The sequence below is a fragment of the Serratia sp. TSA_7 genome (genome assembly GCF_052692135.1).
Genome location: NZ_JBQZFU010000007.1, coordinates 112,109 through 132,604, shown reverse-complemented (window position 1 = coordinate 132,604; position 20,496 = coordinate 112,109). Strand labels below are relative to the sequence as shown.

Sequence of the window (20,496 nt, the reverse complement as noted above, 5' to 3'; positions counted from 1 at the left end):
TATCTCAGCTTCGGCGCTCTTGTGCCGCAAGGCAAGGCTATTCGGACGAAGAGTGCTCTATCAGCTTAAATAATTCGAGCCGTTCATCAGCGGTAAAATCCCGCCACTCGCCCAGCGCCAGCCCGGTGAGATCGACGTTCATGATGCGTACGCGCTCAAGCTTGGTGACTTCATAACCGAAATATTTGCACATGCGGCGAATCTGGCGGTTAAGCCCCTGAACCAGCGTAATGCGAAACACCTGCGAGGTTTCTTTCTCCACCTGGCATGGATGGGTCACTTTACCCAATATCGGCACACCCGCCCCCATACCCTGAATAAACGCATCGGTCAGCGGTTTGTTTACGGTGACCAGGTACTCTTTTTCGTGATTATTGCCGGCGCGGAGGATCTTGTTGACCAGTTCACCCTGATTGGTCAGAAAAATCAGCCCCTGTGAGGCCTTATCCAGACGGCCGATAGGGAAGGTGCGTTGGCTGTGGTTAACGAAATCGCCGATGTTATCCCGCTCGTGCTTGCCCATGCTGGTGAGGACGCCAACCGGCTTATTGAGCGCGATAAGCACCAGATCATCCGCGTTACGTGGCGCGATTTGCTGACCGTTAACCCTCACCCTGTCCCCTAAAAATACCTGTGCGCCCACGGCGGCCAGCCTGTCGTTGATAAAAACGTTGCCCAGCTTGATGTGACGATCGGCATGGCGACGGGAACAGATGCCGCTGTCGCTAATGTATTTGTTAAGGCGAATGGATGATTGAGTCAGCATGGTTTCCCCGTAAAACGCGGACTATACCTTACGCAGGGGACGTTGCAAGGCCGGGGCACGTTCACGTCGTTTTAAGCTCGGTCACGCCAAGCAAGGTTATTCTCCTTGCTACGTACCTGAGCACGGCTTCACGTTGTTCTGCCGGAAACCATAAAGTGTCATATCTGACCCTTTATGGCTTTTTATGCATGCCGATACTCTGATTTCAGGCGTACAAGGTTCAACGATGACCTTCCTCGGCAGGTTTTCCCAACAGTGGGAGCCCATGGCGACGCTGATGCTCATTCCACCTTCACCACTCGGGTATTCAGCGGCGTAAGAGTCTGCCCGCCGTGGCCGGTCGGCGTCATGCGCGGGATAGGTTGGCCGCTGCCGCTTTCCACCAGATGCGAGTGCGCTTCGACCGGTGCAAACAGATGATCTTCCCCCCACTGGCGCAGGCCGACGATCACCGGAAACAGGGCGCGGCCCTTGTCGGTGAGAATATATTCCTGATAGGCGCTGCCGTCCGAGGCAGGCACGATCTCCAACACCCCGTGCGCCACCAGCGTGCGCAAGCGGGTGGAGAGAATGTTCTTCGCCATCCCCAACCCTTTTTGAAACTCGCTGAAGCGGCGTATGCCGTCAAAGGCGTCGCGCACGATCAGCAGCGACCACCAATCGCCGATCACATCCAGCGTACGTGCCACCGGACACTGTGCATCTTCCAGGCTTTTACGTTTCATGGCTCAGTTCCCTTCATGATATCTGGTTGCATTATAAAACCTCTACGCGTAAAGTTCATTGGGTTTAATAATGAAACCACTTTAAGGGTGAACGATGAGTGACAAAACGCTGGATCCGATCTGTCCGCCGCAAAGCCGTGCGCTCAGCCGGCTACCCGTTTCGCTGGTGCTGCTGCTGGCCGGGGCCAGCGCTTTCAGCGTGGCTAACGTGTATTACGCCCAACCGCTGCTGGATGCGATCGCTCATGATTTCAACATCAGCCTGGCGTCGGTGGGGATGGTGATCACCGCCACCCAGCTTGGCTGTGCGCTGGCTCTGTTGCTGGTGGTGCCGCTGGGGGATCTGATTAATCGCCACCGGCTGCTGGCGGTACAGCAACTGTTGTTGATGGCCGCGCTGTGCATGGTGGGTTGGGCGCACAGCAGCGTGCTATTGCTGGCGGGCATGCTGTTGGTGGGGCTGCTCGGCACCGCCATGACTCAGGGATTGGTCGCCTTTGCCGCCACCCTGGCGGCACCGCATGAACGCGGGCGGGTAGTGGGCGCGGCGCAAGGCGGGGTGGTGCTGGGCCTGTTGTTGGCGCGCACCTTGTCCGGCTCACTGGCGGATATCGGCGGCTGGCGGGCGGTCTATTTTTTCTCGGCTGCGGTGACGTTGATCCTGTTGCCGGTGTTGTCGCGCCTGTTGCCAACGCCGCGCACGCCGCCGTCGTCGCTCAGTTATCCGGCCTTGCTGCACTCGATGCTGGCTTTATTGCTGCGCGATCGCACGCTGCAAATTCGCGGCATGCTGGCACTGCTGATGTTTGGCGCGTTCAGTATCTTCTGGAGCGCGCTGGTGCTGCCGCTCAGTCAGGCGCCGTTCAATTTTTCACATTCGGTGATTGGCGCCTTCGGTTTGGTCGGGGCGGTGGGTGCGCTGGCGGCGGTGCGTGCCGGGCATCTGGCGGATCGCGGGTTGGGGCAAGTGGCGAGCGGTGTCTGCCTGCTGTTGCTGGTGCTGGCTTGGCTGCCGCTCGGCATGCTGGGGTACGGCCTGGGGTGGCTGGTGGTCGGGATTGTGCTGCTCGATCTGGCCGGGCAGGCGATTCATGTGCTGAACCAGAGCATGATTTTTAGCGCGCACCCGCAGGCCCACAGCCGGTTGGTGGGCTGTTATATGCTGTTTTACGCCGTGGGCAGCGGGCTGGGTGCCTTTGCCAGCACCCATGTCTACGCCGTGGCGGGTTGGCCCGGCGTGTGTTGGTTAGGGGCGGGCGTCAGCCTGGTGGCCTTGCTGTTCTGGTGGCTGACGCTGCGTGGCATGCCGGCCTCAGGCGCGGCGGTAGAGCAATGACAGCCGGAAACCCAGCGCGTCGCACAGCAACTGCGGTGAGGTAAAACCGCTTTCCGTCAGCAGCAATCGGGCGCGCTGTGCCGCTAGCGGATGCCAGTTGCTGCGGGTGCGTTCAATCACCTCACGTGCGCCGTCGAGGGAATGCCCGGCGCTTTGCAGCCAATGCTGATAGTGGCTGACCGGCAGGCCATCCGGCTGGTAGTCGAACAGCAGCAGCGGCGCACCTGGCGACAACCGTGCGGCCAACTGTTGCAGGAAGGCCTGCTTGGCGCCGTCATCGGCAATAAAGTGCAGCACCAGCGAACAAACGGCGGCGTCGTGCAGCGTTTGCGGCGCCTGATCCAACAGTTGCTGGTGGAAGGTGACCCGTGGTTCACAGCCTGCCATTTCCGCTTTGGTGCGTGCAGCCGCCAGCATGCCGGCGGAAGGTTCCACGGCGCTGAAAAGCCATTGCGGGCCGATGCCCGCCAACGCAATCAGTTCGTTGCCGGTGCCGCAACCGGCCAGCAGCAGCCGGGCTTGCGGCGGTAACGCCTGTGCCAGGGTGGCGGTCAGCAGCGACTGGGCGAACTGATAGCCGGGTACCAGCGTCAGAATACGGCGATCGTAGTCTGCCGCCGCAGCGTCCGGGAAACGGGTATCCGTTTGATGTTGCATGTCCATTCCTTGAATAGCCTGTAAGAGGTAAACCGGAGGATAATCTTTAACGCAAATGAAATCCATTCGCATTGTTGCATGGGCGCAGGGCAGTGCTGAAAGGTTCTCGGCTCACAGCTGCTGACTTGGTTGCCTCTTTCTCTTATCCCACTCATTTCGCCATTCTTACCTTTAGGGTTTGTCTGGCGCCTCACACAAACCTAACCGCATGCATTAGCCAAACCGATTTAGCAATATAGCGGCACGGCCACTCATCAGCCGCAGCGCGTCACATTTTGCCGCGCTCACCGCTCCTGCCGCCGTCGTTCCCGGCATGGGGGAGCTTACTTGCTAAGAGGAAATCATTATGACAAACGTAAATTACAAACCGACCATTTGGACCCGAGCAGAGGCGCTGAAAGTTAACGAAAAGGATCCGACCACCACGCAACCTTTGGTGAGCGCCGATTTTCCGGTAATGAGCGACAGCGTGTTCATCTGGGACACCATGCCGCTGCGCACCCTGGATGGCACCGTGGTCTCCGTCAACGGCTGGTCAGTGATTTTGACGCTGACCGCCGATCGCCATCCGCATGACCCGCAGTATATTGATGGCAATGGCAATTACGACATCAAGCGTGACTGGGAAGATCGCCACGGCCGTGCACGCATGTGTTACTGGTATTCCCGTACCGGCAAAGACTGGATCTTCGGCGGCCGGGTGATGGCGGAAGGGGTTTCACCGACGACGCGTGAATGGGCCGGTACCCCGATCCTGTTGAATAACGAAGGCGACATCGACCTGTATTACACCTGCGTGACGCCGGGTGCCACCATTGCCAAAGTGCGCGGTCGCATTGTGACGTCGGATGACGGCGTGCAACTGCAGGACTTCAACGAGGTGAAATCGTTGTTCGAGGCCGATGGGGTGTATTACCAGACCGAAGCGCAGAATGCCTACTGGAACTTCCGTGACCCAAGCCCGTTTATCGATCCGCAGGATGGCAAGCTGTATATGGTGTTCGAAGGCAACGTAGCCGGCGATCGCGGTTCGCATGTGGTTGGCCCGGATGAGTTGGGGCTGGTGCCGCCGGGCCATGAAGCGGTGGGCGGCGCACGTTTCCAGGTGGGCTGCATCGGCCTGGCGGTGGCGAAGGATCACAGCGGTGAAGAGTGGGAGATTTTGCCGCCGCTGGTCACGGCGGTGGGTGTCAACGATCAGACCGAACGTCCGCACTATGTGTTCCAGGACGGCAAGTATTACCTGTTCACCATCAGCCATAAATTCACCTATGCCGAAGGTCTGACCGGGCCGGATGGGGTGTACGGTTTCGTCAGCGATCGTCTGACCGGGCCTTACACGCCGATGAACGCCTCAGGTCTGGTACTGGGTAACCCGCCGGAACAGCCTTTCCAGACGTATTCGCATTGCGTGATGCCGAATGGTTTGGTGACGTCGTTTATCGACAGCGTGCCGACCGTCGGCGAGGATTACCGTATCGGCGGAACTGAGGCGCCAACGGTACGGATTGTGCTGGAAGGCGACCGTTCCTTTGTACGCGAGGTCTATGATTACGGTTATATCCCTGCAATGCAGGATATCGTTTTGCAAGGGTAACCTGCGGCTTGTAGCCTGAGCCGCTCCAGAGGCCTGACGATGTCAGGCCTTTTCAGGTTTGGCTCACAGCGGATGAGGCTATTTTTTAGGCGAGTGCAGCAGGTAGTATTCTTCGCCGCCGTCGTTGCCGGTGGTTATCTTTTGCCAGCCATGCTTATGGTAAAACGCCAGCGCCTTCTCGTTTTTCACCAGGCATTTCAGCGAGCCGATGGCGGTAAAGGTTCGTTCCGCCGCTTGCAGCAGGGCCGTGCCGACGCCGCGTGGCGGCAAGTGAGGATCGACATACAGGTTGTGAATAAAGTTATCCTGGCGATAAATCGACACGAATCCCAGCAGTTTTCCCTGATCTTCCGCCACCCAGATATCCTCGCCCAGCGTCGAGCGGTCGAAATCCTCCAGCCGGTAATCTTCGGTATCGCGCCAGGTGAACGCCGCCTTGCGCGCAGCCAGATAAAGGGTGCGCAAGAACGGACGATCGGCTTCTCGGTAGGGTCTTATTTGCATGGCAGCTCCTTTTTATTTTTTGACACTATAGCGCGATTGACCTCACCGGCAGCAACCCCAATAATGGCCTCCTTGACTCGGGGTGCCCCAAGGGGCTGAGATTTTACCCGTATTACCTGATCTGGATTATGCCAGCGTAGGGAAGTCTCGGTGCCCCAACCGGTACCTGCCTTCTTGAACGCCGGTTGGGAGGAATATGTTCGCTCGACCTGATGCTTTACCCGGCGCCCGCGCCGCGGCCTGTCTGACCCAATTCAAACAACAGCCCCCGCTGATTCACTGCCTGACCAACGAAGTGGTGCAGGAGCTGACGGCTAACGTATTGCTGGCGCTTGGCGCTTCCCCGGCGATGGTGGTGGAACCGACCGAAGCGGCGCAGTTCAGCCAGATGGCGAGTGCCCTGTTAATCAATATCGGTACTCTCAATGCCTCGCGCGCCGAATCCATGCTGGCGGCGGTAGAAGCCGCCAATTTGGCGGGAACGCCCTGGACGCTGGATCCGGTGGCGGTAGGCGGGTTGGCGTACCGCACCGCCTTTGCCCGTCGTTTGCTGGGCGAGAAGCCGGCGGCGATCCGGGGCAACGCGTCTGAAATTATGGCGCTGAGCGGCCGGCAGAGCGCCGGGCGCGGCGTAGACAGCACCGACGACTCGCTGGCGGCTTTGCCGGCGGCACGAGAACTGGCGCAGCTCAGCGGCGCGGTGGTGGCGGTAACCGGCGTGGTGGATTACATCACCGATGGCCGGCGCGACTGGGCGGTCGCCGGTGGCGATGCGCTGATGACGCGGGTGGTGGGCACAGGTTGCGCGCTTTCGGCGGTGGTGGCGGCATTTTGCAGCCTGCCGGGCGATCGGCTGGACAACGTCGCGACCGCTTGCCGGGTGATGTCGCTTTGCGGCGAGCGGGCCACGCACCGGGCTGCGGGGCCGGGCAGCTTTACCCCGGCGTTCCTCGACGCCCTGTATCAACTGCGTGCGGAGGAGCTGCAATGAAACGGATTAACGCTTTGACCATCGCCGGCACCGATCCGAGCGGCGGCGCCGGCATCCAGGCCGATCTGAAAGCCTTTTCTGCCTTGGGGGCTTACGGCACTTCCGTGATCACCGCGCTGGTGGCGCAAAATACCCGTGGCGTGCAGTCGGTATATAACATCGATCCGGCGTTCGTCGCCGCCCAGTTGGATTCGGTATTCAGCGACGTGCGCATCGACAGCGCCAAGATCGGCATGCTGGCCAACGCCGATATCGTGCAGGCGGTGGCCGAACGCCTGCGGCATTACCGGCCGCCGTTCGTGGTGCTGGACACGGTGATGCTGGCGAAAAGCGGCGATCCCTTGCTGGCGCCGGAGGCGGTAGAGTCTATCCGCCGCGAACTGCTGCCGCAGGTGTCGATCATCACGCCGAACCTGCCGGAGGCGGCGGCTCTGTTGGCGTGCGCCCCGGCGGAAAATGAGCACCAGATGCGCGAACAGGGCCGGGCGTTGCTGGCCATGGGGTGCCAGGCGGTGCTGATGAAGGGCGGCCACCTCAGCGAAAACGAAAGCCCGGACTGGTTGTTCAGCGCAGAGCAGGAACTGCGCTTCACTGCACCGCGCGTAGCGACTCGTCATACGCACGGCACCGGCTGCACGCTCTCCGCCGCGCTGGCTGCGCTGCGCCCGCGCCATGAAGACTGGGCCGGCACGGTCGCCGCCGCCAAGGACTATCTGCAAAAGGCGTTGCAGCAGGCAGATACCCTGGAAGTGGGGCACGGCATCGGGCCGGTGCATCATTTTCACGCGTGGTGGTGATTCAACTTTTTGCCGTTGTTGTGGTCAGACTGGATCCATGCCCGGCGTTTGCCGGGTACGAGCGGATTTAACCAAGGGAGAAGGCCATGACAGGACAAAACGCACTTCGCTGCGCCATCTTCGGCGCGTTACTCAGCCTCAGTGCGGGCAGCGTTGCCCAGCAGATTGTCACCACCTCGGACGTGATCCAGCAGCCGGGTTATCAAACCAGCTGGCAGAACATGGTGAAGGGGCAGGCTCGCCTGCCGGGCTGGGCGCGCAAGGGGATGGGCACTTCCACTCCGGCGCAAAGCCTGAGCTGGAAGGGGCAGAACTACCTGGTGGGTAATCTGTGCAAGCCGCACGATTGCGCCAACAACTTTTTGATTGTGGCGTTTAAAGAAGACAAATCCCAGGCCTGGGGCGTGCGGGTAGAGGTCGCCAACAAACCGGAAGCGATCGATCATCCAAAGAAATACGCCAAGTACCAATGGCTGGGCAAGCCGAACGAAGACATGAAGGCGCTGCTGAAAAAACAGTTCGAGAGCAATCCCGACTGGAAATAAAACGACCTGGGGCGCAGTTCATTGCCTGCGCCCTGAGGCCACGCACTCAGCCGATGCCGGCCTGATGCAGATCGTGCAGGTTGATCGCGCCCACCAGCACGCCATCCAGATTGACCACCGGCGCGGCGCTGATGTGCTGTTCGTGCAATGCCTCCAGCGCTTCTCCGGCGCGCCACTGTTCCGGCAAACGGTAGCCGGGGCGGGTAATCGCCTGGCCCAACGCATCCTGCAGGCTATGGCCTTTTACCAGCCAGCGGCGCAGGTCGCCGTCGGTAAACACCCCCACCACTTTTTGCTGCGCATCGCACACCGGTACCAACCCCAGCCCGGTGCGGCTCAGTTCGAGCATCGCTTCCATCACGTTGGCGTTTTCACTGACCTGCGGCAGGCGATCGCCGGTGCGCATCAGGTGGTGTACCCGGTTCAACAGGCGCGCCCCCAGGCTGCCGCCCGGATGGGAGCGGGCAAAGTCTTCGGCGTTGAACCCGCGTTGGCGCATCAATGCCATCGCCAGCGCGTCGCCCATCATCAGCGTATTGACCGCGCTGGAGGTGGGCGCCAGCCCCATCGGGCAGGCTTCACGTTCGACGCTGATGTCCAGCACGCAGGCGGCGGCCAGCGCCAGCGGCGACTCTTTGCCGCCGGTAATGGCGATCACCGGGATGTTATTTTCCGCCAGCAGCGGCAGGATCAAATCCAGTTCCTTGGCGCGGCCGGAATAGGAGATAAACACCACCACGTCGTCGGCGCCGATCATGCCGAGATCGCCGTGCAGCGCTTCCGCAGGGTGGACGAAGAACGACGGTGTGCCGGTGCTGGCCAGCGAGGCGGCAATTTTTTTGCCGATATGACCGGATTTGCCGATGCCGGAAATCACTGCCTTGCCCCGGCAGTTCAACAGCAGTTCGCAGGCGCAGACGAAATTGTCGTCCAGGCGCGCCAGCAGGCGCTGCGCTTCGGTCAGCTCAATTTCCAGCGTTTCGCGGGCAAAGGCCAGCAGGGCAGTAGCGTTACTCATCGGAATCTCCTACCAGAATGATATTGATGCCTTTCGCTTGCAGCGCGGCGAGGTAATCCGGATTGATGTTTTTATCGGTGATCAGCGTATCCACGGCGCTCAGGTCGCACACCACGTTCGGGCTTTTGCGGCCGAATTTCGACGAATCCACCAGCAGGATAATGCGGCTGGCAGCCTCGCACATCGCCTTGCTGACGTTGTGCACCTCGTTAAAGGTGGTGACGCCGGCGTTGAGATCGACCCCGTCCGCGCCAATAAACAGTTTGTCGAAGCTGAACTTCTGGAACGCCGACTCCGCCAGGCTGCCGTGGAACGAGGCCGATTTTTTGCGGTAGGTGCCGCCGGGCATCAGGATGGTTTGGTCGTTGTCCAGCTCCACCAGCGCGTTGACGATATGCAGGCTATTGGTCATCACCGTGATGTTATTGAACTGCGCCAGATGCGGGACCATTTGCAGCACCGTGCTGCCGGCGTCGAAAATCAACGAGTCGCCGTCGTTAATCAGCTTGATGGCGGCGTAAGCGATTTGGCGTTTCTTTTCGCTGTTGATATGGGTTTTACGGTCGATCGGCTGGTCGCCGTCGTCGCGGCTGAGCACCACGCCGCCGTAAGTGCGGATCACCTCGCCTTCCTCTTCCAGCAGGGTGAGATCCTTGCGGATGGTGGTGCCGGTAGTGGAAAAATGCTCGGCCAGGGCGTCCACTGCCGTTTTGCCATGCCGCTGCAGATATTCAAGGATAGCGGCCTGCCGCTGCTTTGGTTTCATCGCGATTCCCGTTCACAAGAGGTGAGCATTTCCCTTCAACGAATAATTCAATATGAAAGGTAATGTCTTTTAATGTGAAAATATCATGATTTAGGGGCAATCGCTAACGATAGTGCAGTCCGGCATGCACGATCCTCGGGGAAGATCACATCCGGGCGCAAATCCTGTTGATGCAGGCCGTGCAAATGGGTGAGTGGCTGCGGCCGGGCGAAGATGGTCAGGCCGCGCATCATCAGGCTGCCGCACACTCGCCGCTCGGCGTCGAAAGCCAGCGCCAGCACGACCCGGGGTCGAAAACGGCCGCCGGAGCGCCCGACGCCGACGGTGCCCTGCCGGCACAGGCGATCGAAGGCGCGGTTGAAATGGCGGATTTGCCACCCGCCCAGGCCGATTTGCAGCAGCCAGGCCAGTACGGCGAAGATAACCAATGCTTGAGTCATAATGCCTCCTTAATCCCCCTCCGGGTGGAGGGGGAGGCGATCACATCAGAACATCACCTGGCCGCCGGTGATGTTAATCGACTGGCCGGTGCAGTAAGACGCTTTGTCGCTGGCGTAAAACAGCAGGGTGTTCAGCACGTCCTGATAGTCGCAGCCGCGTTTCAACGGCACCTTGTCGGTGTAATATTTTTCGACCTGATCCGGCTCGATCCCCAGCTTTTGCGCGTATTGCGGCAGCAGCGACTGGAACATCGGCGACTTCAGCAGGTTGCCGAGCATCAGTGAATGCACGGTAATGCCGTATTCCGCCAGATCGAGCGCCAACGACTGGGTCAGCCCCACGCCGCCGAACTTGGCCGCGCTGTAGCCGGAGTTGTGTTTGCTGCCCACCTTGCCGGATTTGGAGTTGATCTGGATGATACGCCCGGCTACGCCGTCGCGGATCATCAGGCGGGAAAACTCGCGGGCGCACAAAAAATAGCCGACAAGATTGACCTGCAACGAGCGGTCAAAATCCCCCAGCAGGAAATCGGTGATCGGCGCCGCCTTGGCGATACCGGCGCTGTAAACCAGCAGATTGGCCTGGCCGAACGCCTGATCCACCGCCGCCGTCAGCGCAATGACGCTCTGCTCGTCGGTGGCGTCGGCCTGGAAAGCCTGGGCGCGGCCCGCACCGAACTCATGGTTAATCTGTTGCGCCACCTGCCGGGCATTGTCGGCGTTCAAATCGGCTACCGCGACCCGGTAACCCGCCTGCGCCAGGCCGTGGGATAAAAACGCACCTAAGGTTTGGCCGCCGCCAATCACTACCGCTACTTCAGACATGGTCTACTCCTTATGCAATAAATTTCAGCGTGCTGCCTAACGGGATATCGGCCGGCGTGGCGCCGGAAACGTGGATCGACCCCGGAAACTCGGCCTGGGTTACGCCGTCGAAGCGTACGGTGACATGACCCAGCTCACGCAGGTTTTGCGTCGCGACGCTGCCGACGGCGGTGATCGGATAGCGCTGCTCCGCCAGTTCCATCCAGCCGCCGACCTGCAGTTCACCGGCGGTGTCGCCGTGCCGATGGATAAAGCAAAACTCTTCAATGTCCGCCGGCGCGCCTTCGCGGAAGGTGATCAGCATGTCATCCTGCAATGCCTCGCGGGCGCTGCCGCCAATCTGCGTAATGGTGGTGTGGAAAATGGTGTGCATGATCTTTTCCCTGCAAAACAGTGTCATTGATAGATGAAGGCCGAAGCGGCCCAGGCGATCAGCACCGTTGGCGCGCCGGTCAGGAAACGCCCGACCAGTACCGACGGCACGCCGACCCGCACGGTGTCCTGTTTGGCCTCCGCCAGCGACAGGCCGACCGGAATAAAGTCGCAGGCAGCCTGCGCGTTAATCGCAAACAGCGCGGGCAGCGCCAGCTGCGGCGGAATATGCCCGAGACCGATCTGCACCCCGACCAGCACGCCAATCACCTGGGCGATCACCGCACCGGGGCCGAGGAAGGGCGACAACAGCGGGAAGGAACAGATCAGCGCCAGCGTCACCAGACCGATTGGGCTGCTGGCCAGCGGCGTCAGGCCGTGGGCGATAAAATCACCCAGACCCGAGGCCATGATGATGCCGATCAACGCCGAGACGAACGCCATAAACGGCAGGATGGTTTTCAGCACCGTGTCGATGGTGTCGCGCCCGGCCTGGAAGAACACCGCCACCACCGAGCCCATGCCCATACCGACCTTGGCCAGCAGGCCGTCGCTCTGTTCGGTGATTTTTTTGCTGGTGTCGTAATCCCGCCCTTTTGGCTGCGGGGCGGGGGCCTTTTGCGCCGTATCGGCTGCCGACGCCACCAGGCTGATGTTGTTGTCGCGTACGCCGGAGACGTAAATGTCCTCGAGGATAAACTGCGCCAGCGGGCCGGACTGGCCGGTGGCGTGGATATTGACCGTCGGGATGCGGCGCTTCGGATATAACCCGCAGCGCAGGGTGCCGCCGCAGTCGATCACCATCACGCCAATCTCTTCCGCCGGCGGTTCGCCCTCTTTAAAGCCGTCGACTGCCGGCCAGCCGGTCAGCTCGCTGAGCCGATCGACGATCGAAGGGCGGGTGCCGGCGGTGATGTACACCACTTTCTTGCCGGGTTCGACAGCAATCTCCAACGGGCCACCCCAGCCGCTGGCGCCTTTCTCAATACGGATATAAGCACTCATGCTGCACTCCACGGATTAAAGTTGCACCTGGCGATCCAGGCGGATGCCCATCTTGCGTTCGAACAGACTGGTGGTGAGGTCGGTTACCCAGCCACGGAAGAAATTGGTGAACAACCCGACCAGGAAATAGCTCACCGCCAGTGGCCCAAGCGGCAGGCCGAGCGTCGTCAGGCCGCTGGCGATACCGAGGTAAACGAACAGCTCGCCGGGGTTGATGTGCGGAAACAGGCCGTTCATCGAGTGGCAGCTGTAGGACGCCGCCGCATAGTAGCTGGGCTTGTATTTCTCCGGCATAAAGCGCCCGAGACTGAGGGTCATCGGGTTACAGAAAACAAAGGTACCGATCAGCGGCAGCAGCAGATAGCGCGATACCGGGTTGCCCGCACAGCGCTGCGCCAATCGTTCGATACGTTCCTGGCCTACAAATTTGATCAGCGCATTCATAATGACCAACAGGCTGATTAACAAAGGTAAAATGCCGGTCACCATGCCGACGAACACTTCACCACCTTTCTGAAACAGGCCGATAAACCACTCGGCACCGTGGGTGATTAGCTCAATCATTATTGCTCTCCTGTGATGGACGATATGGCCTGGAGCGAAAAGCGGCTCTGTCGCCATGGGCCTTACACTAATCACTTTATGGATTCATTTGTTTTAAATAGATCACACCTTGAAAGATAAATATTTTATTGTGAAAGTTAACAATGAAAGAAAGGTAAGGGTGAAACGAAGGTATTGGCGGAAGACAGGCACAAAAAAGCCCGGCGTACCGGGCTGTGGGGGCAGGAAAAGGGGTCAGGCGATGGTGACGTTTTTGTCCAGGTAGGTGTCCTGTACGGCGTTGATCAGCGCCACGCCTTCTTTCATCGATTTCTTGAACGCCTTGCGCCCCAGGATCAGGCCCATGCCACCCGCACGCTTGTTGATGACTGCGGTGCGCACCGATTCCTGCAGGTCGTTTTCACCGGCGGCGCCGCCGGAGTTGATCAAGCCCGCGCGGCCCATATAGCAGTTGGCCAACTGGTAACGCACCAGATCTATCGGGTGATCGGTGGTCAGCTTGTTGTAGACGCGGTCATCGGTATAGCCGAATTTTACTGCGCGGTAGCCGCCGTTGTTTTCCGCCATTTTTTGCTTGACGATATCGGCGCCGATGGTGGCGGCAATATGGTTGGCCTGGCCGGTGAGATCGGCGCTGGAATGGTAATCCACGCCGTCTTTGGTGAACGCCGGGTTACGCAGATAGGCCCAGAGTACGGTGACCATGCCCAACTCGTGCGCGCGTTCGAAGGCGGCGGAGATCTCCTCGATCTGGCGGCGAGATTGCTCGGAGCCGAAGTAAATGGTTGCGCCGACCGCGACCGCCCCCATATTGAAAGCCTGCTCGACGCTGGCGTACAGCGTCTGGTCGTATTGGGTCGGGTAGCTCAGAGTTTCGTTATGGTTCAGTTTGACCAGGAACGGAATTTTGTGGGCATAGCGGCGTGATACCGACGCCAGCACCCCGTAGGTGGAGGCGACGCAGTTACAGCCGGCTTCGATTGCCAGTTCGACGATGTTTTTCGGATCGAAATACAAGGGGTTGGCGGCGAAAGAAGCGCCGGCCGAGTGTTCAATGCCCTGATCGACCGGCAGAATCGACAGGTAACCGGTGCCGGCCAGGCGGCCATGGTTGAGCAGGGTTTGCATGGAACGAAGGACGGTATTGGGACGGTTGTTATCGATCATTATCCGGTCGACAAAGTCGGCGCCCGGCAGGTACAGATTCTCAGCAGGGATGGTGGTACAGCGGTGTTGCAACAGGTCTTCCGCTTCCTTTCCTAACAACTGCGCGATATCAGTCATGATTGACTCCCGATTTAGCTCCCTTATACACCGGCAATGCCATCCCCGTCGTCTTTCAAGCCCTGGCTGCAACTTGAAAGCCATAGGGGATATTGGGTCACCGGCATAGCAGAAAGCGGTGATTAAAGCTGTAAGAACGAGACTACTGAATTTCCTTTGGCAAGGAGAAACAATAGATGCGATTGAGAGGAAATTCCATTTGCAGGGGCAAATACGCGAGGGCGATCGCCCCCGGCGCGGTAACTGGCTGATTACTCGATATCGAACCACTCGGTGTTTTGCAGGGCGATCGGCGTAATAGAGTAGATCATCTCCTGCAGGTGCTCATGAATGGCGCGTTCGGCGGCGTCCGCATCCTGCGCCTTGAGCGCGGCAAAGATCCGATAATGCTGCTGGATCAGGCTTTCCGGCGGCGACACCTCGCTCAGGCTGAGAAAACGCACCCGATCCATGGTGGCCTTGATGGTTTCGATGGTTTCCCAGGCCAAGGGGCAGTCGGCGAACTGGGTCAGCAACTGGTGGAACTCATCGTCCAGCGCCAAAAACTCGCGCGTCTGTTGGTTTTGCGCCGCCAGTTCCTGGCGATGCAAATTGTGCTCCAGCGTCATCAGCTGTTCCGGCGTGATCCGCTGCGCCACGCGGCGGACGATCGCGCACTCCACCGCCTGGCGGATAAAGCGCCCGTCGGCCACCCGCTTGGCGGAAATCTTCATCACGAAAGTGCCGCGCTGCGGCAGTATCTGCACCAACCCGGCCTCCGCCAGCTTGATGAAAGCCTCGCGCACCGGTTGGCGCGAAACGCTAAAACGGGTGGAAATCTCTTTCTCGGAAAGCAGCGTGCCGGGCGGAATGGTGCAGTCGACAATGTCTTTACGCAGGAAACGGTAAATTTGCTGGTTGACCGGAAGGGTGTTGGTGAGGCTGTAGGATTCAGACATGGCGACTATCAGTAATCTGGCTGGGATTCGGATGCCACCATACTAGCAGATTATCGTTTGACGGCGGGTGGATAAATCCACCCGCCAAACAGGACTATTCAATGATGCCAGTCCTGATATTCCTGCCGCCGCCTTAGTGGTGCGGTTTCAGGCATCAGGCACAAGCCGATGGCCGACACCACGCCCAGGACCATCATGTATCCTGCCAGGCCATAGTAATGACCGCCGGTCATCTGCAGGATCTTCACCGCCAGCAACCCAAGGATGCCGCTGCCGATCAACGAGCCGATTTGCCAGATCAGTGCAATGCCACTGCAGCGAATACGGGCCGGGAACAGCTCTGGGAAGAAGGAAGCCTGCGGGGCATAGCACATGCTGTGGCCGAGCGTGAGCACCAGAATCATGGCGATTTGAGTGACCCAGTAGCTGTCGAGATTGATCGCCATAAAGAACGGCACTATGCAGATCACCTGCAGCAACGCACCGGCGATGTACACCGGCTTTCTCCCTAGTCGATCGGAAAGATGGCCCATCAGCGGAATGGCGAAAATTTCCAGCAGCACCGCCACGATCATCGCCTCTAGCAGAATGGTTTCATTCAGATGGTTGGCCTTGCCATAGGCCAGCACGATCACCGTGAACATGGCGAAGGCGCAGGCTTCAATCAGTTTGGCACATACCCCTTTACCGATCAGGCCAGGGTAGGTGCGGACCACTTCGACCACCGGCCGGCTCTCAACCGCCTTGGTAGCGCGAATTTGGTTAAATACCGGCGATTCGTCGATCTTCAGGCGGATAAACAGCCCGACTATCACCAACAGCAGGCTGAGCAGGAACGGGATGCGCCAGCCCCAGTCCAGCATCTGCGCCGGCGACAGCAGGGCCGTCAGCAAAGCGAACAGCCCCGAGGGCAGCAGGAAGCCGGCCGGCGCGCCAATCTGCACCCAACTGGCATAGAAGCCGCGGCGTTGCGGCGGTGAGTATTCTGCCGTCATCAGCACCGCGCCCGCTTGCTCCCCGCCGACGCCGAAACCTTGCAGAACGCGGATCAGGATCAAAGCTATGGGTGCCCAGATACCGATTTTCTCATAGGTGGGCAGTAGGCCGATGCAGAAGGTGCCGAGACCGACGATCAGAATGGTGATCACCAGCGCTTTTTTACGGCCGACTTTATCGCCGATGTGGCCGAACACGATGCCGCCCAGCGGGCGGGCGAGGAAACCGACCGCATAGGTGGCGAAGGCCGCCAGCGTGCTGATCAGCGGATCGGCACTGGGGAAGAAAAGTTGGCCAAAGAACAGCACTGCAGCGGTGCCGTAAGCGAAAAAGTCATAGTACTCGGCCGCCGTTCCTATCGCGGACGCGCTGGCGACACGCCGCAATAGGGGTTGGTTGGTCTTGTCGATGGTATCATGCGTGGTTGCGGACATCAGAAGCCTCCGGTGTGTTTGGACAACCCGGCAACGCTGGCCTTGGCGCCATGTTGCAACAGAGCCATATAGGCATCGGTCACGGCGCTGACGAACGGCGAGCTGTCGGGGAGATCGCGGCCAAATACCGTATCGAGCTGCAGCAGAGCCCGCACACGTTCGGGGCCTTCGCGGCTGTTGCTGACCAAATCGGCAATAGATTCACGCAACGGATCGCTGATTTCTATCGGTTGGCCCTGCTCATCCAGGCCGCCGACATAGCGCATCCAACCGGCCACGGCCAATGCCAGGGCGTCAAAACGGCTGCCGTGCGCCAGATGGTGGCGAATGGGATCCAGCAGGCGCTGCGGCAATTTTTGCGTGCCGTCCATGGCGATTTGCCCGGTGCGGTGTTTCAACGCGCTGTTACGGTAGCGCTGCAACAGCGAGTCGGCGTAACGCGCCAAATCGACACCGCTTACCTGCAGCGTCGGCGCTTGCTCCGCCAACATTAAATGGCGCGCTGCGCGGACAAAATCCTCATCTTGCATGCAGTCGCTGACGTGCGGATAACCGGCCAGATAGCCGAGATAAGCAAGGAACGAGTGGCTGCCGTTCAGCATCCGCAACTTCATTTCCTCGTACGGCAGCACGTCGCCGACCAGCTCGGCGCCCGCTCGCTCCCACTCAGGCCGGCCCTGCGGGAAGTCGTCTTCGATCACCCATTGGCGAAAGGGTTCGCAGGCCACGCCGACCGCATCGCTCACGCCGCCCAGCAACGCCTGCAACTGGCGTTGGGTTTCCGGCGTCACCGCCGGGACAATGCGGTCTACCATGGTGGAAGGAAAGCGAACATTTTGCCGCACCCAGTCGGCCAACCCGGCATCCTGCCGCTGCGCCAGTTGAGTGACGACGTTGCGGGTTACCTGGCCGTTGGCCGGCATGTTGTCGCAGGACATCACGCTAAATGCCGGCAGGCCGCGTTCCCGGCGCAAGCGCAGCGCAGCCAGGATCAGCCCCGGCGCGGACCGCGGCCGCAGCGGGTTGGCGATGTCGTGTTGAATATCCGGGTGATCGAGCATCAACTGGCCGTTGGCAGGTTGATAGCAGTAGCCTTTCTCGCTGACGGTCAATGAAACTATGGCAATCTCTGGCTGCGTCATGGCGTCGAGTACCGCTGCCAACCCGTCGACCTGCAGGTGCAGCGCCTGCCTGATCACGCCGATCGTGCGGCCGCGCCAGCCGTCGCCGTCCATTTCGGCCACTGTATACAGCAAATCCTGTTGCCGCAGATCGGCGATTTTTTGCTGGCCGTTATGCATGCTGATCACGCAGTAGCCCCAGTCGCCGGCGTGCTCGTTGGCCAACTGCTCGGCATACACGGCCTGATGCGCGCGGAAAAAGGCGCCAAAGCCGAGGTGGACAATGCGGGGTTTTATGCGTTCACGGGCGTAACCTGGCCGGGCAATTGCCGCCGGCAGCGCGCTGTTGCTGGAAAGTGTCATGCTGAAATCCCTGAAAGAGCGGGGCGACGTTGGCCGCCCCGAAGGGGTTAGTGTTTCGAGATCTGCGGTTGTGCGGCATTGCGCGGTGCCTTGATCACCAGCAACACCAGCACGGCGCCGAGTGCGGCCACGCCGCCTGCCAGGATAAAGGCGCTGTCGAACTTGCCGGTGTTCTGCACGATATAACCGGTCACTACCGGGCCAATGATCCCCGACACGCTGCCGATCATATGAACGAAGCCGCTGGCGCCGCCGACCCGGGATTTATGCACCACGTCCTGAATGATCGCCCAATAAATGGCCCCGGTGATATACAGGAAGAAGATGGAGACCGACATCAGCATGACCGCCGGCACCACGCTGCTGACGGTGCCCGCCAATGCGACGCAAATGGCCGCCGCCAACAGGCTGGTCACCAGGACGATCTTGCGTGACAGCAGCAGCTTGCCGGTGATATTGAAAATCTTGTCGGAGATATAGCCGCCGAGCGCCAGCCCAACAAAACCGACAATCCACGGGATCATGGTGGTGAGGCTCATTTCCTTGATGTTCAGGTTGTGCGCCTGCACCAGATACGCCGGGAACCAGCTCAGGAAGAAGAACAGGATGTAGTTGTAGCAGAAGAAGGCGAACGCGGTGACCAGGATGATCGGCTGCTTCAGGTAGTAGCCTAGCCCATGCGCGGCGTCGCTCAGCTCTTCTTCTTCGCTGATTTTTTCCTCTTTCAGTTTGTTGATCAGTGCCCGCTCGTTTTCGCTGACGTGCTTGCTCTTGGCCGGGTTATCCGCCACCACGAAGAACCACACCAGCATCCAGACGATGCCGATCGAGCAGATGATCATAAACGCCATCCGCCAGCCGAACGCCAGCGCCAGATAGCCGACGATCGGCCCGGCTACCGCACCGCCCAAAGGCGAACCGGCGCTGAGCAGGCCCATGGCGGTGGCCGCCTGTTTCTTCGGGAACCAGCCGTTGATCATTTTGTTGGCGGAAGAGCTGATCGGCCCTTCGGCCATGCCGAACAGGATGCGCAGGATCAGCATGGAATAGAAGCCGGTGGCGAACGCCGTCATGCCGCAGAAGATTGACCATAAGGCCACGGCGATGCCGAGCACCAGCGTCGGGCCGTACCTGTCGACCGCCAGCCCGCCGATGAAGTTGAAGATGGCGTAGCCGAAGAAGAAGCTGCCGAAGATGAGGCCGAACTGCTCGGCGTTCAGCATCAGATCTTTTTCGATCATCGGTACGGTAATCGACAGCGCGACGCGGTCGAGGTAGTTGATCATAAAGACCATGAACAGCAGGAATACTATGGTCCAACGCAGGTTTTTAAACATAAAAGCACTCCATATATTTCTAGTTTTGATGCTTTGTTCTCTGCAAGGGCGGCCAGGCCGCCCTATGCCCCGGTGTTAACAAAACTAACTGAATTGCAGTAACACTTTGCAGCAGGTGCGCTGATCTTTTTCGAACATCAGCATCGCCTGTTCCACTTCACTGGCGGCGACGCAATGGGTGATTAACCGCTGCGGGTCGATTTTTCCGCCGGCCATCCAGTCGATAACCTGCGGGAAGCGGGCGCTGTTGAGGCGCGAGGAGAAAATCGACAGCTCCTTGCTGGTGATGCTTTGCTGGGTGACGGTGCAGGCATCGCCGGAGAAACCCATGATGCCGATGCGCGCCGCCGGTGATGCAAGGTTAATGGCTTCCTGCAAAATAGCCGGGTGGCAGGCGGCGTCGACGATCAGCGTCGGGCGGATGCCGCGTCGTTCCAGTTCTGCCGGCAGCGAAGCCTCGGCGTTATTGAACGTCCAGTCGGCACCGTTTTCTTGCGCCATAACCAGCCGTTCGGCGATGCGATCGGTAACAATCACCTGCTTCACGCCGTAGACCCCTTTCAGCGTCTGGATCACCGTCAGCCCCATCGGCCCGGCGCCGTAGATCAGCGCGATATCCTCGGCCCTGGGCTGCAGGTGGGCGGTGATATTGGCGGCAATGGTGAAAGGCTCGACCATCGCGGCGTGGCGATCGCTGATGCTTTCAGGAATGCGGTAAGCGTTGCGCGCCGGGGCGCAGGCATAGTCGCTGAAGCCGCCGTCGCGGTGCACGCCGATCACCTGCAGCTCGCTACAGACGTTGGGGCGCCCGATGGAACAAGGATAACAATGGCCGCAGCTCACCACCGGATCCACCGAAACGCGTTCGCCGATGCGTTGCGGGTCGACGTCGCTGCCCACCTGATCAATCACGCCGAGAAACTCATGGCCGATCACGCGCGGGTAGCGGGCGAACGGGTTATGCCCATGATAAATGTGCACATCGGAGCCGCAGATGCCGGCAAACTTCACCTTTACCCGCACTTCGCCGGCCGCCGGCTGCGGCAGTGGGCGCTGCTGGATAACCAGCCGGCCAGGTTGTTCAATCACCACGCTTTGCATTGCGCGTTCTCCCG

The 20,496-nt window shown here is 59.8% G+C and carries 22 protein-coding genes and 1 riboswitch; of the genes, 5 read left to right on the top strand and 17 right to left on the bottom strand.

The annotated features are described in order from the left end of the window. Nucleotides 1-37: 37 nt before the first annotated feature. Nucleotides 38-766, bottom strand: a complete 729-nt coding sequence (gene rluF / locus ACUTQW_RS19880) for a 23S rRNA pseudouridine(2604) synthase RluF (protein WP_064799725.1) — start codon at nucleotides 764-766, stop codon at nucleotides 38-40. 281 nt (nucleotides 767-1,047) lie between these two features. Next, complete coding sequence (locus ACUTQW_RS19875; RefSeq protein ID WP_445654943.1) at nucleotides 1,048-1,491, bottom strand: winged helix-turn-helix transcriptional regulator; 444 nt, start codon at nucleotides 1,489-1,491, stop codon at nucleotides 1,048-1,050. Nucleotides 1,492-1,585: 94 nt separating this feature from the next. Between ACUTQW_RS19875 and ACUTQW_RS19870 the strand changes: the two genes are divergently transcribed. Next, nucleotides 1,586-2,827, top strand: a complete 1,242-nt coding sequence (locus tag ACUTQW_RS19870; RefSeq protein WP_006327259.1) for an MFS transporter — start codon at nucleotides 1,586-1,588, stop codon at nucleotides 2,825-2,827. On the opposite strand, the gene ACUTQW_RS19865 is transcribed toward ACUTQW_RS19870, so the two are convergent. Further along, a complete protein-coding gene (locus ACUTQW_RS19865) occupies nucleotides 2,804-3,484 on the bottom strand; it encodes a class I SAM-dependent methyltransferase (RefSeq protein WP_006327258.1) in 681 nt (226 codons plus the stop codon). The two genes, ACUTQW_RS19870 and ACUTQW_RS19865, sit on opposite strands and share 24 nt — an antisense overlap. 346 nt (nucleotides 3,485-3,830) lie before the next feature. On the opposite strand from ACUTQW_RS19865, the gene ACUTQW_RS19860 reads away from it, so the two are divergent. Beyond that, nucleotides 3,831-5,081 (top strand): glycoside hydrolase family 68 protein, encoded by a 1,251-nt coding sequence (locus ACUTQW_RS19860; protein ID WP_037433501.1) that lies wholly within the window; start codon nucleotides 3,831-3,833, stop codon nucleotides 5,079-5,081. 78 nt (nucleotides 5,082-5,159) lie between these two features. On the opposite strand, the gene ACUTQW_RS19855 is transcribed toward ACUTQW_RS19860, so the two are convergent. Further along, nucleotides 5,160-5,585, bottom strand: a complete 426-nt coding sequence (locus tag ACUTQW_RS19855; RefSeq protein WP_037433499.1) for a GNAT family N-acetyltransferase — start codon at nucleotides 5,583-5,585, stop codon at nucleotides 5,160-5,162. Nucleotides 5,586-5,653: 68 nt separating this feature from the next. After that, nucleotides 5,654-5,745: riboswitch (TPP riboswitch) on the top strand. A 36-nt stretch (nucleotides 5,746-5,781) separates the two neighbouring features. Here ACUTQW_RS19855 and thiM point away from each other — a divergent pair. The 3 genes from thiM to ACUTQW_RS19840 all read left to right on the top strand — a co-directional run bounded on the left by thiM (nucleotide 5,782) and on the right by ACUTQW_RS19840 (nucleotide 7,918). Continuing rightward, nucleotides 5,782-6,576 (top strand): hydroxyethylthiazole kinase, encoded by a 795-nt coding sequence (gene thiM, locus ACUTQW_RS19850; RefSeq protein ID WP_006327256.1) that lies wholly within the window; start codon nucleotides 5,782-5,784, stop codon nucleotides 6,574-6,576. Continuing rightward, entirely contained in the window at nucleotides 6,573-7,373 is an 801-nt protein-coding gene (gene thiD, locus ACUTQW_RS19845; RefSeq protein WP_006327254.1) for a bifunctional hydroxymethylpyrimidine kinase/phosphomethylpyrimidine kinase, read from the top strand. Before thiM ends, thiD begins: the two co-directional genes overlap by 4 nt. 86 nt (nucleotides 7,374-7,459) lie before the next feature. Then, complete coding sequence (locus ACUTQW_RS19840) at nucleotides 7,460-7,918, top strand: inhibitor of vertebrate lysozyme family protein (protein WP_006327252.1); 459 nt, start codon at nucleotides 7,460-7,462, stop codon at nucleotides 7,916-7,918. A gap of 46 nt (nucleotides 7,919-7,964) precedes the next feature. Here the strand turns inward: ACUTQW_RS19840 and gutQ are convergent, their stop codons facing one another. The 13 genes from gutQ to ACUTQW_RS19775 form a co-directional block, all read right to left on the bottom strand. Then, nucleotides 7,965-8,936 (bottom strand): arabinose-5-phosphate isomerase GutQ, encoded by a 972-nt coding sequence (gene gutQ / locus ACUTQW_RS19835; protein WP_004951990.1) that lies wholly within the window; start codon nucleotides 8,934-8,936, stop codon nucleotides 7,965-7,967. Further along, on the bottom strand, nucleotides 8,929-9,702 hold the full coding sequence (gene srlR / locus ACUTQW_RS19830; protein ID WP_445654942.1) for a glucitol operon DNA-binding transcriptional repressor SrlR: 774 nt from the start codon (nucleotides 9,700-9,702) through the stop codon (nucleotides 8,929-8,931). Before srlR ends, gutQ begins: the two co-directional genes overlap by 8 nt. 83 nt (nucleotides 9,703-9,785) lie before the next feature. Then, nucleotides 9,786-10,142, bottom strand: a complete 357-nt coding sequence (gene gutM / locus ACUTQW_RS19825; RefSeq protein WP_004951985.1) for a transcriptional regulator GutM — start codon at nucleotides 10,140-10,142, stop codon at nucleotides 9,786-9,788. 45 nt (nucleotides 10,143-10,187) lie between these two features. Then, nucleotides 10,188-10,967 carry a sorbitol-6-phosphate dehydrogenase gene (gene srlD, locus ACUTQW_RS19820; protein WP_020439580.1) on the bottom strand — a complete coding sequence of 260 codons (780 nt, stop codon included), beginning with the start codon at nucleotides 10,965-10,967 and terminating at the stop codon, nucleotides 10,188-10,190. 10 nt (nucleotides 10,968-10,977) lie between these two features. Further along, the gene (gene srlB / locus ACUTQW_RS19815; protein ID WP_004951982.1) at nucleotides 10,978-11,340 is read right to left on the bottom strand and encodes a PTS glucitol/sorbitol transporter subunit IIA; all 363 of its coding nucleotides are present in this window, start codon (nucleotides 11,338-11,340) and stop codon (nucleotides 10,978-10,980) included. Between the two features lie 23 nt (nucleotides 11,341-11,363). Then, a complete protein-coding gene (gene srlE / locus ACUTQW_RS19810) occupies nucleotides 11,364-12,344 on the bottom strand; it encodes a PTS glucitol/sorbitol transporter subunit IIB (RefSeq protein ID WP_006327244.1) in 981 nt (326 codons plus the stop codon). 15 nt (nucleotides 12,345-12,359) lie between these two features. Next, the gene (gene srlA, locus ACUTQW_RS19805; RefSeq protein WP_004941528.1) at nucleotides 12,360-12,908 is read right to left on the bottom strand and encodes a PTS glucitol/sorbitol transporter subunit IIC; all 549 of its coding nucleotides are present in this window, start codon (nucleotides 12,906-12,908) and stop codon (nucleotides 12,360-12,362) included. Nucleotides 12,909-13,142: 234 nt separating this feature from the next. Beyond that, nucleotides 13,143-14,192 (bottom strand): class I fructose-bisphosphate aldolase, encoded by a 1,050-nt coding sequence (fbaB, locus tag ACUTQW_RS19800; RefSeq protein WP_004951977.1) that lies wholly within the window; start codon nucleotides 14,190-14,192, stop codon nucleotides 13,143-13,145. 251 nt (nucleotides 14,193-14,443) lie between these two features. Next, a complete protein-coding gene (locus tag ACUTQW_RS19795) occupies nucleotides 14,444-15,130 on the bottom strand; it encodes a GntR family transcriptional regulator (protein WP_006327242.1) in 687 nt (228 codons plus the stop codon). Nucleotides 15,131-15,228: 98 nt separating this feature from the next. Further along, a complete protein-coding gene (locus ACUTQW_RS19790; RefSeq protein WP_166729156.1) occupies nucleotides 15,229-16,560 on the bottom strand; it encodes an MFS transporter in 1,332 nt (443 codons plus the stop codon). Then, nucleotides 16,560-18,044: a mannitol dehydrogenase family protein gene (locus ACUTQW_RS19785; protein WP_006327240.1), complete on the bottom strand. Its 1,485-nt coding sequence runs from the start codon at nucleotides 18,042-18,044 to the stop codon at nucleotides 16,560-16,562. Before ACUTQW_RS19785 ends, ACUTQW_RS19790 begins: the two co-directional genes overlap by 1 nt. A 47-nt stretch (nucleotides 18,045-18,091) precedes the next feature. Then, nucleotides 18,092-19,381 (bottom strand): MFS transporter, encoded by a 1,290-nt coding sequence (locus ACUTQW_RS19780; protein WP_006327239.1) that lies wholly within the window; start codon nucleotides 19,379-19,381, stop codon nucleotides 18,092-18,094. Nucleotides 19,382-19,465: 84 nt separating this feature from the next. After that, the gene (locus ACUTQW_RS19775; protein ID WP_261150259.1) at nucleotides 19,466-20,482 is read right to left on the bottom strand and encodes a Zn-dependent oxidoreductase; all 1,017 of its coding nucleotides are present in this window, start codon (nucleotides 20,480-20,482) and stop codon (nucleotides 19,466-19,468) included. Nucleotides 20,483-20,496: the final 14 nt, after the last annotated feature.